The sequence below is a fragment of the Natronoarchaeum philippinense genome (assembly GCF_900215575.1).
GTDB classification, from domain to species: domain Archaea; phylum Halobacteriota; class Halobacteria; order Halobacteriales; family Natronoarchaeaceae; genus Natronoarchaeum; species Natronoarchaeum philippinense.
Genome location: NZ_OBEJ01000001.1, coordinates 1231588 through 1245798 on the forward strand (window position 1 = coordinate 1231588; position 14211 = coordinate 1245798).

A 14211-nucleotide genomic window follows, 5' to 3' on the forward strand; every position below is an offset into this window, starting at 1 on the left:
TCACCGCCGACGCCGAGGCGTCGGCCGGTTCGGTAGGGTCGCTAATGGCCCCCCACCTCCTCGACGCCGAACAGTCCTTGGGGCCTGACGATGAGGACGCCCACAAGCACGAGGAACGTCACCATCTCCGGAAGCCCGGGGAAGGGAATGTGGTTCTGGAACAACCACGTCATCAGCGCGTCGGTGAACCCGACGACGCCGGCCGCGACGACGGTGCCGCGGAAGGAGCCGAGGCCGCCGATAATCACGACGACGAACGACACGAGCAGCGTCTCGACGCTCAGTGGGACACTGGCGCCGAATCGCGGATCCCACATCAGCACGGCCCCGGCGACGCCGGCCAGCCCGGCACCGACGCCGAAGACGACCGTGAACGCTTGCCGGATGTCGACGCCGAGCGCGCGGGTCATCTCGGGATCCTCGCTTCCAGCACGGATGTACAGGCCGTAGCGCGTCCGGGTGAGAAATGCCCAGATTCCGGCGACTGCGAACGTTCCGAGCACCACCTCGAACAGATACAGGCCCCGCATCGAGATGCCGGCGACGGAGTACCAGTTCGAGAGGAAGCCGGGCGCGGTGCCGATCGCCGCCTGCCACTTCGCCTGTGGCTGGAGCCCGTTCAGCTCGACGGCGATGCGCGCGAACTCGTCGAGCACCAGCACGAGCCCGAACGTCAGGAGGATCTGGAACAGCGGCTCGCGGTCGTAGATCGGCCGAATCAGCGATATTTCGACGGCGCCGCCGAGCAGCGTCAGCAGGGCAAACGTCGCGGCGATGGCGACGAAAAACAGCGCGAACCGGGCCGGGCCGCCGGTGCCGGACGACACCAGCACGACCATCGCCGCACCGCCGAGGTAGGCGCCGATCATCGTCAGCGAGCCGTGGGCGAAGTTCAGCACGCCCATCAGCCCGAAGATCAGCGAGAGGCCGCTGGCGATGATGACGTACAGCGCCGACTTCGACAGGCCGTCCAGAATCAGGCGCACGAGCGTTCTCGGCTGCAGCAGCTCGACGAGGATGTCGAGCATGCCGAGGACGACGAGGTCGGTCATGCGCTGAGATACCTCCGGATGGTTTCGTCGTCCTGCGATACGGCGTCTGAGTCGCCGGATTCGACCACAGTGCCGTGGTCGAGCAGGTAGAACCGGTCGGTCAGATCCATCGCCATCGGGAAGTTCTGCTCGACGAGCAGCAGCGTCACATCCTCGGCGAGCGAGCTGAGCGCGTCGACGACCTCCTCGACGATCAGCGGGGCGAGCCCCTCGCTTGGCTCGTCGACCAGCAGCAGGTCGTTGTCGCCGACGAGCGCGCGGGCGATGGCGACCATCTGCTGTTGCCCGCCGCTCAGATCGCCGGCGTCGCGGGTGCGGTGGTCTCGCAGTTCCGGGAAGGCGTCGAGCGCCTCCTCGACCCGCGCCGCGACATCGGCGTCAGGACGCGTCGCCGCTCGCAGGTTCTCCTCAACGGAGAGATGGCTGAACATCCGGCGTCCCTCGGGGACCCAACCGACGCCCCGGCGGGCGATTTCGTGGGTCTCGGTGCCGGTGATGTCCTCGCCGTGCAGGCGGACGGACCCCTCCCGGGGCGGGGTTAGCCCGAGGATCGAGCGCAGTGTCGTCGTCTTCCCGACGCCGTTGCGCCCCACGAGCGCGACGTTCTCGCCCTGCTCGACGGCGAGGTCGACGCCGCGAAGGACGTGGCTCTCGCCGTAGTAGCTGTGTACGCCGTCGAGTTCGAGCGCGGGCGGCGCGTCGCTCACGCCGCCTCACCTCCGGGATCGGCGTCACCGCTCGTGTCCGTCGAAGTGTCGCCGGTCGCATCGGCTTCGTAGCCGCCGAGATAGGCCTCCTGAACGGCCGAGTCCTCCCGCACAGCGTTCGGCGGGCCGTCCGCGATCAGCTCGCCTTGATGGAGGACGGCGACCCGATCGCTCACGTCCATCACGACGTCCATGTTGTGTTCGACCAGCAGGACGGCGTGATCTTCGGCGACGCTCCGGATAAGCTCGACAAGCCGGTCGATGGCGTCGCTGGAGACGCCCGCAGTCGGCTCGTCGAGCAGCAACACGTCCGGATCGCCGGCCAACGCGATGGCGACCTCCAAGTGACGCTTTTGCCCGTGCGAGAGCGCTTCGGCGGGAGTGTCAGCCTCGTCAGCGAGGCCGACCCGATCGAGGATCGCACGGGCTTCGCGCTCGTAGCGCTCGAAGGCGTCGGCGTTGCGCCAGAGCTTCCACGAGTCGACGCCGCCGTGGGCTTGGGCGGCCACCCGGACGTTCTCCAGCGTCGTCGCCGTCGGGAACAGATTCGAGATCTGGTAGGAGCGGTGGACGCCTCGCAGCGCCGTCTCGTGGGGGTCGTCGTCGGTCACGTCCGTCCAACCGCCGTCCTCGCGGAACTCGACGCTTCCCGCCGTCGGCGCGAGCGTGCCGGTGAGCAGGTTGAAAAACGTCGTCTTGCCGGCGCCGTTCGGGCCGATGAGCGAGCAGAGTTCGTTCTCGCCGAGTTCGAACTCGACGCCGTCGACGGCTGTCAACCCACCGAACCGCTTGGTGAGATCGCTCGTACGGATCATCCTGAGAGGTTGCAGTCCATCCCCCCGGCGTCCTGTGAGAGCGTCGATTCCTCGCCGCCGACGGTTGCAATCGGCTCGCTCGGCATCACCGCGGCGTCCCAGTTGCTCGCCCACTCGTCGCTCGTCGGCACTGGGTTCGCGATCGTCATCGACGATCTGGCTTGGTTGTTGTACTCCTGATAGGTGTAGCCGCCCTCTCCTTTCGGCGTGTCTTGGACGGTCATACCGGTGAGCGCGTCGACGACATCGTCGGCGCTGGTCGATCCTGATTCCTCGACGGCCTGTACCAGCGAGGACGCCGCGGTGAACGTCCCGGACGTGAACAGGTCGGGGACGGTCCCGTACGTGTTCGTGTAGTCCTCGACGAACGTGTTGTTGATCTCGTTGTCGTACTGGTTCCAGTGGTACCGCGTCGTGAACGGCCCGAGTTCGGCGTCTCGGAGATCTTGGGCGGTGAAGTCTTCGCCGAAGGTCCGCTGGGCGACGCCGCCGATCGCTCTGTTGGAGATCATCGTCGCGAAGCCGCCGAACATCCGGAGGTCGTAGTCGCCCGCGAGGCCGGTCGAAAGGAACGCCGGCAGCGTCGAGACGGTGAAGCCGCCGATGACGGCGTCGGCGTTCGCCTCGACGGCGTTGTCGTACAGCCCCTGGAACTCGGAGTAGCCCCGCGGGACGAACTGCTCGCCGACGATTTCGATCCCTTCGCTCTCGAGGACGGTCCGGTAGTTCCGCGCGACGGCGCGACCGAAGCTGTAGTCGGCGGCCATGATGTACACCCGCTGAACGTCGGTCTGGTTGGCGACGTACTGGCCGCCGCTGCGCGCGTCCATCGCGGTGTTCTCGTTGGCTCGGAACACCCGATCGTGGCAGTACTCGCTGGAGGAGGTGATGTCGGCAGCCGCCGCCGGCCCGGCGATAAAGGGCGTGTCGGTGTTGGCCACGACCGAGCCGATCACCTGTCGCGCCGAGCCCGACGACGCCGTTCCGAAGAGCACGTCGACGTCGCGGTTCTGAACCAGATCCGTTGCGACCGACTGGGCCTGATCGGCGTCGAACTCGGTGTCCTCGATCAGGAGTTCGTAGTCGTACTCGTCGCCTTCGACTGTTTCCTCGCCCGCGGAGTCGATGTCGAGCGGATCGGCGTCGTGCTTGTACGCCAGCCCCGAGAGGAACCCCCAGAGGCTCTGTTGGCCGTAGTACTCTAGGTCGCCGGTCAGCGGCTGCATGACGCCGATACGGAGCGAGTCGCTCCCACCACCGCCGGGGCCGTCTTCGCTCAGGCAGCCGGCGAGGCCGGCCATCCCGAGCGCGCCAGTGCTCTTCAGGACCGATCGTCTGGAAATGCGTGTCATTGTATCTCAATATGTCGAGCGAACACCGCAAAGACACCAGTGTTGATATACAAACCTCGCTAGTCGTTCCCGATCACGCGTAGGTCAGCGTCATGCCGCCGTCAAAGAGCAGATCGCCGCCGTTGAGGTGCCGTGCGAGCTCTGAGAAGCCAAACAGGAACAGGTTTCCGACCTCGACGGGCGCCAGCATCTCGGTCTGGCGGGACTGGCCGAGCATCACGTCCTCGACCACCTCGCGCTCGGAGATACCGCGCTGCTCGGCGGTGTCGGGGATCTGCCCGGTCACCAGCGGCGTCTTGACGTAGCCGGTGCTGACCGAAAAGGAGCGCACGTCGCCGTCGCCTTCGGCGGCGATCGACTGGGTCAGCCCGCGCAGTCCGAACTTGGCGACGTTGTACGCGACCTTGTCGCTGGTGACGTAGTGGCCGTGGACCGACGCCATGTTGCCGACGCAGCCGCCGCCCGCCTCGCGCATGTGGGGAAGACAGCGCTTTGCGAGGTACGTCGGCGCGCGCACCATCACGTCCTGGATCTCGTCGTAGGCGTCCATCGGGAACTCCTCGATGGGGTCGACGTGCTGGAGGCCCGCCACGTTCGCCAGAAATCGGAGGTCGCCGAGTTCGGTGGCGGCGTCGACGAGCGCATCCATCTCGGCGTCGTTTCGGAGATCAGTAGGGACCGTCTCGATCGCGCCTTCGGCGTCCATCGCGGCCGCGCGCTGGGCGGTTCCGTCGAGGCCGTCCTCGTCGATGTCGGTCGCCGCCACGGTCAGCCCGTTCGCGGCCGCCGAAAGCGCCACCGCGCGGCCGATGCCCGAGGCCGCCCCGGTGACGAGACAGACGCTCTCGGGGGCGAATCGATCGTCGTCGATCGTGTGGATGTCCTCGCGCTCGACCTCGGGCGGCGTGATATCCTCTCCCATGAAAGAACGTACACCGGGACCGACCAACAAGTCACGAGTTGATATACAAACCGGGCGGCGGACGAGAGCCGGGTTAGGAACTTACTCGAACAGCGGGGCAGGACCTTCGGGCGTGTCGATGGCACCGACGAACCGTACGGTGTCGCCGATCGACGCGTCGCCGTCGAGGCGGGCGGTCACGCGCGCGTCGCCGAGGGCGACCAGCGCGACGCGATAGGGCGCCTCGAACCCCTCGGGCGCGACCTCGATGCGGGTCGCCGTGTAGACGGTCCCCTGCTCGGGGAGTTCGACCGGTTCGAGGTCGCGCGAGCCACAGCGCGCGCAGGCCGCCTTCGGCGCGGCCGTGACGTGCTCGCACTCGAGACACGCTTGACCGAGCAGACGGTCGTCCGCCAGCGCGGCCGTCCAGCCGTCGGCGTCGAGTCGGCCATCGGACAGGTACGCAGACAGGTCGCCCGTCATCGCGCCGCCTCCAGAACAGTCACGAGAGTCGTCGCGGCGTCGCCGCCGAGGTTGTGCGCCAGTCCGACATCGGCGGCCTCGACCTGCCGATCCCCGGCGTCGCCCCGGAGCTGTTCGGTCAGTTCGACGAGTTGGGCGACGCCGGTCGCGCCGATCGGGTGGCCCTTGGCCTTCAGTCCGCCGCTGGGGTTGACCGGAATCTCGCCGCCCAGCGAGGTGCGACCCGCCGCCGCGGCGGGGCCGCCTTGGCCGTCTTCGATCAGACCGAGCGCTTCGGTCGCAAGCACCTCCGCGCCGGTAAAGCAGTCGTGAAGTTCCACGACATCAACGTCGTCTGGCCCGACGCCGGCGGCCTCGTAGGCCTGTCCGGCGGCGTCACGCGCCGACTGGGTCACCGAGGGATGGGCCTTGTCCGCGATCGGGACGATGTCGGTCGCGTGACCGACGCCCGAAACCGACACCGGTTCGGCGTCGAGTTCCGACGCGACCTCGGCGCTGGTCACGACGACTGCAGCCGCGCCGTCGGAGAACGGACAGCAGTCGTGGAGGTGGAACGGGTCGGCGACGACGGGGCCGTCCAGCACCTCCTCGACGGTCGTCTCCTTGCCGAAGTGCGCGCGGGGGTTAAGACTTCCGTGGCGATGGTTTTTGACTGCGACCTCGGCGAGTTGCTCCTCGGTCGTCCCGTGCTCGTGCATGTGGCGCTTGGTCAGCAGGGCGAACACGCCGGGGAACGTCAGTCCGGTCGGGCGCTCGTAGGTGCCGTGGGCGGCGCTGGCGAAGATCCGCGTCATCGCGCCGGTTCCCTTGCCGGTCTCGGGCGAGCAGCGCTCGACGCCGCCGACGAGCACCACGTCGTGCTGGCCGGCCTCGACGGCGCGAACGGCGTGTTTGAACGCGTTCGAGGAGGTCGCGCAGGCGTCCTCGAAGCGCTGGCAGGGCACGCCCGCGAGACCGAGGTGGGAGGCGAGCGTCGGCGCGAGGTGGCTCTCGCCTTCGATCTGGCCGCTCATCGCGTTGCCCAGATACAGTGCGTCGACCGCGTCGGCGTCGACGCCGGCGTCGTCCAGCGCCGGCAGCGCCGCGTCGGCGAACAGGTCAGGGAGCGTCGACTCGTGGACGCCAAAGCGGGTCATCCCGGCGCCCACGATGTGTGCATCGTGCATGCAAGTACAGTGTCGCCGGAAGGCGAAAAGCGGGCAGGTTGAAATGCGAACCTACTCCAGTTGCTCGATCGCCGCGACGAACTGCCGGAGCAGTTTGCGCTCGCCACGGCGGAGGTTCTTCGAGACCGCGGTGTCGGAAACGTCGAACTCGTCGGCCAGCGACTGCAGGGTCGCCCCGCGCGGGTCCTCGAAGTAGCCCTGCTCGGCGGCCGTCGTGAGCGTATCGCGCTCGACCGACGACAGATCTCGGCAGCCCTCCAGCAGCGCCAGCGCCGGCTCGGCGTTCTCCAACAGGTCGAACAGCTCCTCGGAGCCCAGCGATTCGCGCGACTCGACGGTGAACTCGTTGTTCCGTTCGAGATCCGAGAGCGTGTCGTCGGCCACGCGCTCCTCGTCGAAGCCGACCTCCCAGCGCTCGCTGCCGTCCTCGATGTGGAACGGGCCGGTGATGTACCCGCCGTGGTCGCGGATCACCTGCATCGCGTCGGTCTGGTCGATGACGGTCCGGATCACGGCGTCGTCGTCCCGCTTGGAGAACAGCGAACACTCGCGCATGTTGTCGTGGTTCTGCAGCGCGGTGAGCCCCTGTTCGAGTTCCGTTCGGCTCTCGCCGTCGACCGCCAGTCGCGTCTCCAACTGCTCGGAGACGCCGTCGAACTGCCAGTGGATCGCGGTAAAGGATACCTCGTAGTCGTCCGTCGTGTCGATAAACGGACAGTCGTACTGCTCCATATCCATGGCAACGTCGATCATGGAGACCTGTACATCCCATATACATAATTATCTTTCGAGCAAGTAGGACAGGGTGAGGCGTCAGTTGCCGTCCGTCCCAAATCGCCGCGCGATCGCCGACCGGTCGATCTTCGAGGGACCGCTGGTCGGCATCTCGTCGACGAACGCTAGTTCTCGGGGATGTTTGAAGCCGGCCAGTCGCCCGTCGAGGAACTCTCTGAGAGCATCGAGCGTCAGCGACTCGTCGCCCTGAACGACCGCCTTTCCGACCGTACCCCACTGTTCGTCGGGGACGCCGATCACGACCGCCTCGTCGACGCCCGGATGGTCGGTGAGCGCGGTCTCGATCTCGGGCGGGTAGACGTTTTCGCCGCCGCTGACGAACATGTTCTTCTTGCGCCCCTCGATGCTGTAGTAGCCGTCCTCGTCGACCCGAGCGAGATCGCCGGTCGAAACCCAACCGTACGCGGAATCGGCGTCGCTCGGGGACGCCGCTGCGTCGGCGTTCTCGGCATCGCTCCCGGACGCCGCCACGCCGTCGGCTTCGGCGTCGCTCCGAGGGGTACCGAACGTCGCCCGCGTCTCGCCCTCGTCGCGCCAGTATCGGTCGGCGGCGTGAGGGCCGGCCAGTTCGAGTTCGCCGATCTCGCCGCGCTCGACGGGGTCGCCGGACTCGTCGACGATCCGTACGTCGGCGTGTAACACCGGCTTTCCGATGGTGTCTGCCTTCTCGTCTGGCCACCCCTCCGGCATGGCGAAGTTGTTCGGCCCGCACTCGGTGAGGCCGTACCCCTGCGAGAGGTCGACCCCGCGCTCGCGCCACGCCCGGATCGTCGCGTCGCGGCAGGGGCCGCCGCCGCTCTTGACGAACCGCAGCGCCGAGAGGTCCGTCTGTTCCCAGCGGTCGGTTTCGGCCATCATGCGCAGGACGGCCGGGACGGCGACCAGCACGCTCGCGCGCTCGTCCTCGATGGTCCGAAGGACGCGCTCGGGATCGACCTCTCGACCGATCACGACGGTCCCACCGATGTGGAACAGGGGGATCGTGAGCACGTTCCAACCGCCGGTGTGGAACATCGGGAACACCATCGGCGTCACGTCGTCGGGGCGGAGCCCCCACGCGGTGATCGTGTTGAACGAGTTCCAGCAGATCGAGCCGTGGGTCAGCACCGTCTCCTTTGGCGTCCCCGTCGAGCCACCGGTGTGGAGGAAGAGTGCGGGGTCGGAGAGCGCGACATCGGCGCCGTCGACCGGCGAGCCATCGGCCGGCAGCGCGTCGGCGTACGTCGGCGCGGCGTCGAGCGCGCTCGTCGTCGCTTCGGCGTCCGTCTCGGCGGGCAACCGTATCGTCGGGCACAGCGGGTCGTCACCGGACGCTTCAGCGGGGCTGTCGTCGACTGCGTCGGCATCTCCATCCAGCGCCGTCGCAACGTCCTCGGCGAAGGGAGCCTCGACGGCCAGCACCGAAGGATCGACCCGATCGAGCAGTTCGCCTAGCTCCGGCGGCGCGAGCCGATGGGACAGCGGCGCCAGCACGGCGCCGAGCTTGCCGGCCGCGAAGAAGAGATCGACGAGCTCGATCCGGTTGCGCGAGACGACCGCGATCCGGTCGCCCTTCTCGACGCCACGCTCCGCGAGCAGTCGCGCGGCCCGGTTCGCGCGCTCGTCGAGATCGGCGTAGGTGTAGCTCTCGCCGGTCGTCACGTCTTTCAGTCCGACGGTATCGGGCGTGAGCGTCGCCCGGCGCTCGCTCCACGCGCCGACCCAGTCGTACGGTCGGTCGCCGTGATCGTGGATCATCGGTCGCCGTCCCCGCCGTGGCGTCCCGCAGCCTGTTCGCCGAGAAAGTCCAGCAGCGTCTCGTTGACGGCGTCGGCCTGCTCGATGAAGAAGAGATGCGGGCCGCCATCGAACAGTTCGAGGCGGGCGTCCGACAGCCCGTCAGCGAGCAGTTCGGCGTTCTCGACCGGGAGGACCCGGTCCGCAGTGCCGTGAGCGACCAGCGCCGGGGCGTCGATTTCGCCGAGCCGATCGGCGGCGTCGAACGCGCCGACTGCGGCGAGTTGAGACTCCCGGGCCGCATCGTCGGCGTCCTGTGTCAAGCGCCAGTCGACGATCCGTTCGATCAGGTCGTCGTTTCGCTCCGGGAACTCGTCGGTCATCGCGGGCGCCATCCGATGACGGATTACTTCCCGCTCGTCGTGCCCCTCCGGTTCGGCGACCATCCGCGCCTGTACCTCGGGCGATGCCGCAGGCGCCTCCTCGCCGCCGAGGCTCGAACACAGCAGCGCGATCGACGCCGCGCGGTCGTACTCGATCGCGTACTGCTGGACGATCATCCCGCCCATGCTCGCGCCGATCAGGTGGGCCCGCTCGACCCCGCGGTCGGCCAGCACGGCCTCGACATCGGCGGCCATCTCGGCGATCGAGTACGGACCCGCGGGCGCGTCGGACTCGCCAGTCCCGCGGTTGTCGACGACGATAGTCTCGTAGTGCTCCGCGAGCGCTTCGCGCTGCCACCGCCACATCCAGCGACCGTAGCCCAGCCCTTCGATCAGGACGACTGTCTCCGCGTTCGACGGCCCATCGACCTCGTAGTAGATATCGACGCCGTCGTTGGTAGCAACTGGCATACAGGAACGTGAGCGCGGACGCTATTCAAACGCGAAGTTTGCATGTCAACCCGGCATTTCACCCGGATTCCGTCCGTCCAACGAGGTATGCCAGTAGCGACCCCCGGCGACACGGCCACGGCGCGGCTCCCGGTGACCGAGGAACGCATCGAGGCGTTCGCCTCGGTGACCGGCGACGACAACCCGCTACATCTCGATCCCGAGTACGCCAGCGAGTCGCTGTTCGACGGCCCGGTCGCCCACGGGATGCTCCCGGCCGGGGCGATCTCCAGCGCGCTCGCGGAGCTGCCCGGCGACATCGTGTACGTCTCTCAGGACCTCTCCTTTGATCGGCCCGTACGACCGGGCGAGACGATCGAGGCGACGGTCACCGTCGCGGAGGGCCTCGACGGCGACATGCTCCGGGTCGAGACGACCGCGGCGGCCGACGGCGAGCCGGCAGTCACGGGGACGGCGACGGTGCTGTCGGAACCTCACGAGTAGCGAGGCGAGCACGACCTGCGTCCGGGTCGCAGCGGGCGGCTCGGCGGCCGCAGTCACTCCGAGTCGAACGGCCACTCCCCATCGGTAGAGTGGATCAGAAGGTGCAGCTTGGGGGGAATTGATTAGTGGGTTCCAGCCATAATTCTAGCCGTGAACCGCCGAATGATCGGGAGCGCGTTTCGCAGGGTTCGACCGATCCTCGTGACTTTTGCACTGCTCGCCGTCACCACTGGAACCGCTATCGCCGCCCGTGACGGGCTGACCGCGCTGGGCTACGAGGAGTTGACGACTGGTCTATCTGGGCAAGCACTGTTCGCGGCGTCGTTCGCGACCGGCTTCGTCGTGCTGTTTGCTCTCCTGACGTTCTGGTACGCTCGCCGCGACTGAAGTCTTCATGCGCGGCGCGCGATCGCAGGTCTAAGAAGAACGGAATCGAGGTCGATCAGGCTCGCTCGGCGACGGCATCGCGCACGTCTTCCCAGACGGCGTCGGGCGCGCGCTCGCCGTCGATGCTGACGAAGGCCTCGGATCCCTCGTAGTGCTCGATGACGGGCACCGTGTTTTCCTCGAACACCGACAGGCGCTCGCGGACGGTCTCCTCGGTGTCGTCGTCGCGCTGGACCAGTTCGCCGCCACACTCGTCGCAGACGCCCTCTTCCTCGGGCTGGTCGTACTCGACGTGGTAGTTCGTCCCACAGTCATCACAGACGCGACGGCCGGTCAGCCGGTCGACCAGTTCCTCCGTCCCGACATCGAGCGAGAGCACGACGTCGAGGTCGGTGATCTCGGAGAGATACTCCGCCTGCGAGAGATTACGGGGGTAGCCGTCGAGTACGTAGCCGTCGGCGTCGGCCAGCGCGGTTTTGACGATCTCGTTGACGACCTCGTCGGGGACGAGTTCGCCAGCCTCCATGTACGCGCGGGGCGTGTCGTACTCGGTGTCGAGATGTCCGATATCCATGTCCTTGTTCGCGCGCAGGGCGTCGCCGGTCGTGACGTGCTCGATGTCGAACTCGTCGACGATCCGCGAACTCTGTGTGCCCTTGCCCGCACCCGGTGCTCCCAGTATCAGTACGTTCGGACTGGCCATACTCGTCTCTCAGCCTCCCGGGTTAAAGGTTTGAAGAAAATCGTCCGGGTTTTTGTCGACCACCCGCAAACGATCGGCCATGACGCGATTCGACGCCGCCGATCCCGACGACCGCCGAGCGCTGTTCGTCGATGCCATCGCGGCACACGAGCACCGCGAGAGCCCGTTTCTGACCGTCGAGGCAGAGCCGATTCCGGCCGACGAACCGGACGACGACGCCGAGAGCGCCGCCCCACCGTGGGTTCAGTACGGCGACGGCACGCTCAATCTCGACTGTACCGACGAGGAACTCGACCGACTGAAGTCGCTGCTCGACGAGTTTTCGGCGATCACGATCGACGACCTCCACAGACCCGAACAGGCCGAGGGAACGAACGTCCGGCTGACCGCCCGGACCGATCCCGAGCGCGTCGCGCAGTTTCTCGATCGCACGTTTCTGGCAGTCTACGAACGGCCCGACGACTACCGCGTCTGGGCCGCCGAAGTGTAAGCGCGCGACCGCGACCCCCGAACGGTTTTCGCCGGGGGCGACGTAGCTCGATCGGAAGCGCACATGAACGAAAACGCCAGCCCCGAATCTGTCAGTGGCGGTCGACGCGGATGGAAAGAAATTCTGCGCAACGTCGTGATCGTCGTCGTCGCCATCGGCGTCGCGTGGACGCTCAAGTCGTGGCTGTACGACGCCGACGAGACAGCGCGCGATCGGTAGCGCTACGGCGTCGATCCGCGCTGTGACGGTCGGAGCGACGGCGTCCCGTAGGATGGCAGCCACCCGAGACACGACGCTATCCGACGTGGCATCACGGACAAAAAATCGAACGACGGTTCAGCGCTACTTGCCGAACATGTCCCGCATCATCGGGTGCATCTCCATGAGCTGCTCCTCGGCGATCTCCTCGTACAGTTTGTACGTAATGGAGACCGTCAGCAGCAGGCCCGTACCGGAGACCGTCCCGATAGTGCCGAGCATGTTCGCCATCACGGCCAGCAGGCCGACCAGTGCGCCGCCGATGACGGTCACTTGCGGGATGTACCGCTCCATGACCTTCTCTAAGACGCCGGTGTTCTGGCGGAACCCGGGGATCTGCATCCCGGAGTTTTGGATCTGCTTCGCCGTCGATTCCGGGCCCATGTCGGTCGTCTCGACCCAGAAGATGGCGAAGATCGCGCCACCGAAGATCATGATCGAGAGGTCGATCCCGACCCGGAGCATTATCTGCCAGATCTCGTAGTTGGCGGCCGAGCCGCCGGCCCACCACATCCACTGATCGGGGCTGTAGATCGGCGACATGTAGTAGAAGAACCCGCTGACCGGGCTCCCCTGCTGATAGACGCCGAGCCACGCTGGCATCCCCGCCCACGTCTGGTTGATGATCTGCCCGAGGAACTGCAGGTTCGCCTGCAGCGCGCGGACGAGGATCATCGGCAGGACGCTCGCGTAGATGAGCTTCACGGGGAAGCGTCCCCGTGCACCCTTCACGCGACTGTGCGAGAGGGGGATCTCGACGCGGACGCTCTCGGCGTACACGACGACTGCGAAGATCAGGACCGTCGTGAACAGCGCGAGGATCTGGCCCTCGCCGAAGATCAGGTACTGAAGCCCGCTCCCGCCGACGAGCGATCCATCGGGACCGGCCCGGCCGAGCGCGATGTCGAACCAAGTCGGTAGGAATCCGCCGGCGCGAGGGCTAAACAGCCCCGCGACGAGCTTCTGGCTGACGCCGGCGATGATGAACAGCCCGACGCCGCTCCCGACCCCCCACTTGGAGACGATCTCGTCCATGTAGAGGATCAGGATACCGCCGACGACGATCTGGGCGAACACCAGCAGTTCGAGGCCGAGCGTGGAGATGCCGAGCTGGCCTGCGAGACTCGGATCGACGGTCAGGAAGCCAGCCCAGACGGTCGGGATGGCCATCATGACGGTCATCACGACCACCAGTAGCTTCTGGAGGCCCTGGTAGAGCACCTGATCACGCGGGTCGTTCGTGTCCAGCCCGAGCAGATCGGTTCCGCCCAGCAGCTGCAAGACGATGCTGGCGGTGACGATCGGCGCGATACCGACCTGCAGGAGCGTCCCCTGCCCGACCGCCAAGATCGATTGGAACTGCTGGAACAGCGCGCTTCCCGAGCCGCGGGGCACGCCGACCAAGTAGATGTTGGTCAGCAGGAAGTACAGCATCAGGATGCCGCCGGTCCACAGGAGCTTGCGCTTGAACGGCACGTGGCTCTTCGGCTGACGGACGACGGGCATCCGCGTCAGGACCGGTTCAGCGACCTCCTTCCATCCCATGTCTTACTCCCCGTCGTCGTCTCCTTGGGATACGTCTTGTGGTTCGTCCTCGGCTTCTTCCGCGCGGTCGCTCAGGGAGGCTTCGCCGCCCTCCTCCTCGATGAGCGCGCGAGCGCTCGCGGAGAAGGCGTCGGCGACGACCTCAAGCTGGTTGCGGACCTGTCCGCCACCGAGCACCTTGACGACATCGGCCTCGTGGCCGTCCTCGACGACATCGCGCGCGTCGAGGCTGTAGCCGCCGTCGGTCTCCTCGGCGACGCCCTCCGCGGCGTACACCGCGGCGTCCTCGTCGAGCTTCTGGACGTCGATCGTCAGAACCTCGTCCTGAACGGACTCGGGGCGGGTGAAGCCGTGCTTGCCGAGCGGTTCGTAGTTGTGGAACTCGTGTTTGTCGCGCCCGGCTGCGCCTCGGCCGCCGCGATGGCCGGCTCCGCGACGGTTCTTGTGGGAACCGCCGCCGTGCGTGCGCGAGCCGCGCTTTCGTCGTTTCTTGCTGGTCATGAT

At 67.0% G+C, this 14211-nt stretch carries 17 protein-coding genes; 4 read left to right on the plus strand and 13 right to left on the minus strand.

The genetic code is table 11. The features are described from left to right. Positions 1 to 41: 41 nt before the first annotated feature. The 10 genes from CRO01_RS06305 to CRO01_RS06350 all read right to left on the minus strand — a co-directional run bounded on the left by CRO01_RS06305 (position 42) and on the right by CRO01_RS06350 (position 9841). A complete protein-coding gene (locus CRO01_RS06305) occupies positions 42 to 1052 on the minus strand; it encodes a branched-chain amino acid ABC transporter permease (protein WP_097008225.1) in 1011 nt (336 codons plus the stop codon). After that, complete coding sequence (locus CRO01_RS06310; RefSeq protein WP_097008226.1) at positions 1049 to 1759, minus strand: ABC transporter ATP-binding protein; 711 nt, start codon at positions 1757 to 1759, stop codon at positions 1049 to 1051. Before CRO01_RS06310 ends, CRO01_RS06305 begins: the two co-directional genes overlap by 4 nt. Further along, positions 1756 to 2574 carry an ABC transporter ATP-binding protein gene (locus CRO01_RS06315; RefSeq protein ID WP_097008227.1) on the minus strand — a complete coding sequence of 273 codons (819 nt, stop codon included), beginning with the start codon at positions 2572 to 2574 and terminating at the stop codon, positions 1756 to 1758. The genes CRO01_RS06310 and CRO01_RS06315 overlap by 4 nt, the downstream gene beginning before the upstream one ends. Next, positions 2571 to 3926, minus strand: coding sequence for an ABC transporter substrate-binding protein (locus CRO01_RS06320; protein WP_097008228.1), 1356 nt, complete (start codon positions 3924 to 3926; stop codon positions 2571 to 2573). Before CRO01_RS06320 ends, CRO01_RS06315 begins: the two co-directional genes overlap by 4 nt. Positions 3927 to 3999: 73 nt before the next feature. Next, complete coding sequence (locus tag CRO01_RS06325) at positions 4000 to 4848, minus strand: SDR family oxidoreductase (protein ID WP_097008229.1); 849 nt, start codon at positions 4846 to 4848, stop codon at positions 4000 to 4002. Between the two features lie 81 nt (positions 4849 to 4929). Next, positions 4930 to 5310 carry a Zn-ribbon domain-containing OB-fold protein gene (locus CRO01_RS06330; protein WP_097008230.1) on the minus strand — a complete coding sequence of 127 codons (381 nt, stop codon included), beginning with the start codon at positions 5308 to 5310 and terminating at the stop codon, positions 4930 to 4932. Then, positions 5307 to 6476 carry a thiolase domain-containing protein gene (locus tag CRO01_RS06335; RefSeq protein WP_097008231.1) on the minus strand — a complete coding sequence of 390 codons (1170 nt, stop codon included), beginning with the start codon at positions 6474 to 6476 and terminating at the stop codon, positions 5307 to 5309. Before CRO01_RS06335 ends, CRO01_RS06330 begins: the two co-directional genes overlap by 4 nt. Positions 6477 to 6527: 51 nt before the next feature. Beyond that, positions 6528 to 7229: a helix-turn-helix domain-containing protein gene (locus tag CRO01_RS06340; protein ID WP_097008232.1), complete on the minus strand. Its 702-nt coding sequence runs from the start codon at positions 7227 to 7229 to the stop codon at positions 6528 to 6530. A 60-nt stretch (positions 7230 to 7289) separates the two neighbouring features. Beyond that, positions 7290 to 9008, minus strand: coding sequence for an AMP-binding protein (locus tag CRO01_RS06345; protein WP_097008233.1), 1719 nt, complete (start codon positions 9006 to 9008; stop codon positions 7290 to 7292). Then, complete coding sequence (locus tag CRO01_RS06350) at positions 9005 to 9841, minus strand: alpha/beta fold hydrolase (protein ID WP_097008234.1); 837 nt, start codon at positions 9839 to 9841, stop codon at positions 9005 to 9007. Before CRO01_RS06350 ends, CRO01_RS06345 begins: the two co-directional genes overlap by 4 nt. A gap of 87 nt (positions 9842 to 9928) precedes the next feature. On the opposite strand from CRO01_RS06350, the gene CRO01_RS06355 reads away from it, so the two are divergent. Then, complete coding sequence (locus tag CRO01_RS06355; RefSeq protein ID WP_097008235.1) at positions 9929 to 10324, plus strand: MaoC family dehydratase; 396 nt, start codon at positions 9929 to 9931, stop codon at positions 10322 to 10324. A 150-nt stretch (positions 10325 to 10474) separates the two neighbouring features. Further along, entirely contained in the window at positions 10475 to 10711 is a 237-nt protein-coding gene (locus CRO01_RS06360; protein WP_097008236.1) for a hypothetical protein, read from the plus strand. A 55-nt stretch (positions 10712 to 10766) separates the two neighbouring features. On the opposite strand, the gene CRO01_RS06365 is transcribed toward CRO01_RS06360, so the two are convergent. Further along, positions 10767 to 11414 (minus strand): adenylate kinase, encoded by a 648-nt coding sequence (locus CRO01_RS06365; protein ID WP_097008237.1) that lies wholly within the window; start codon positions 11412 to 11414, stop codon positions 10767 to 10769. Between the two features lie 79 nt (positions 11415 to 11493). Here CRO01_RS06365 and CRO01_RS06370 point away from each other — a divergent pair, with 79 nt between their 5' ends. Next, positions 11494 to 11904, plus strand: a complete 411-nt coding sequence (locus CRO01_RS06370) for a hypothetical protein (RefSeq protein WP_097008238.1) — start codon at positions 11494 to 11496, stop codon at positions 11902 to 11904. A gap of 63 nt (positions 11905 to 11967) precedes the next feature. Continuing rightward, on the plus strand, positions 11968 to 12123 hold the full coding sequence (locus tag CRO01_RS16570; RefSeq protein WP_179747408.1) for a hypothetical protein: 156 nt from the start codon (positions 11968 to 11970) through the stop codon (positions 12121 to 12123). 123 nt (positions 12124 to 12246) lie between these two features. Here the strand turns inward: CRO01_RS16570 and secY are convergent, their stop codons facing one another. Both secY and CRO01_RS06380 read right to left on the minus strand, forming a co-directional pair. Next, positions 12247 to 13707, minus strand: a complete 1461-nt coding sequence (secY, locus tag CRO01_RS06375; protein WP_097008239.1) for a preprotein translocase subunit SecY — start codon at positions 13705 to 13707, stop codon at positions 12247 to 12249. Between the two features lie 3 nt (positions 13708 to 13710). Continuing rightward, positions 13711 to 14208, minus strand: coding sequence for an uL15m family ribosomal protein (locus tag CRO01_RS06380; RefSeq protein WP_097008240.1), 498 nt, complete (start codon positions 14206 to 14208; stop codon positions 13711 to 13713). Positions 14209 to 14211 lie beyond the last annotated feature (3 nt).

Coding starts and splice junctions, on each gene's coding strand:
- CRO01_RS06305 (WP_097008225.1), bottom strand. CDS start 1,052: ATGACCGACCTCGTCGTCCTCGGCATGCTCGACATCCTCGTCGAGCTG.
- CRO01_RS06315 (WP_097008227.1), bottom strand. CDS start 2,574: ATGATCCGTACGAGCGATCTCACCAAGCGGTTCGGTGGGTTGACAGCC.
- CRO01_RS06320 (WP_097008228.1), bottom strand. CDS start 3,926: ATGACACGCATTTCCAGACGATCGGTCCTGAAGAGCACTGGCGCGCTC.
- CRO01_RS06325 (WP_097008229.1), bottom strand. CDS start 4,848: ATGGGAGAGGATATCACGCCGCCCGAGGTCGAGCGCGAGGACATCCAC.
- CRO01_RS06330 (WP_097008230.1), bottom strand. CDS start 5,310: ATGACGGGCGACCTGTCTGCGTACCTGTCCGATGGCCGACTCGACGCC.
- CRO01_RS06335 (WP_097008231.1), bottom strand. CDS start 6,476: ATGCACGATGCACACATCGTGGGCGCCGGGATGACCCGCTTTGGCGTC.
- CRO01_RS06340 (WP_097008232.1), bottom strand. CDS start 7,229: ATGATCGACGTTGCCATGGATATGGAGCAGTACGACTGTCCGTTTATC.
- CRO01_RS06345 (WP_097008233.1), bottom strand. CDS start 9,008: ATGATCCACGATCACGGCGACCGACCGTACGACTGGGTCGGCGCGTGG.
- CRO01_RS06350 (WP_097008234.1), bottom strand. CDS start 9,841: ATGCCAGTTGCTACCAACGACGGCGTCGATATCTACTACGAGGTCGAT.
- CRO01_RS06355 (WP_097008235.1), top strand. CDS start 9,929: ATGCCAGTAGCGACCCCCGGCGACACGGCCACGGCGCGGCTCCCGGTG.
- CRO01_RS06365 (WP_097008237.1), bottom strand. CDS start 11,414: ATGGCCAGTCCGAACGTACTGATACTGGGAGCACCGGGTGCGGGCAAG.
- CRO01_RS06370 (WP_097008238.1), top strand. CDS start 11,494: ATGACGCGATTCGACGCCGCCGATCCCGACGACCGCCGAGCGCTGTTC.
- CRO01_RS16570 (WP_179747408.1), top strand. CDS start 11,968: ATGAACGAAAACGCCAGCCCCGAATCTGTCAGTGGCGGTCGACGCGGA.
- secY (WP_097008239.1), bottom strand. CDS start 13,707: ATGGGATGGAAGGAGGTCGCTGAACCGGTCCTGACGCGGATGCCCGTC.
- CRO01_RS06380 (WP_097008240.1), bottom strand. CDS start 14,208: ATGACCAGCAAGAAACGACGAAAGCGCGGCTCGCGCACGCACGGCGGC.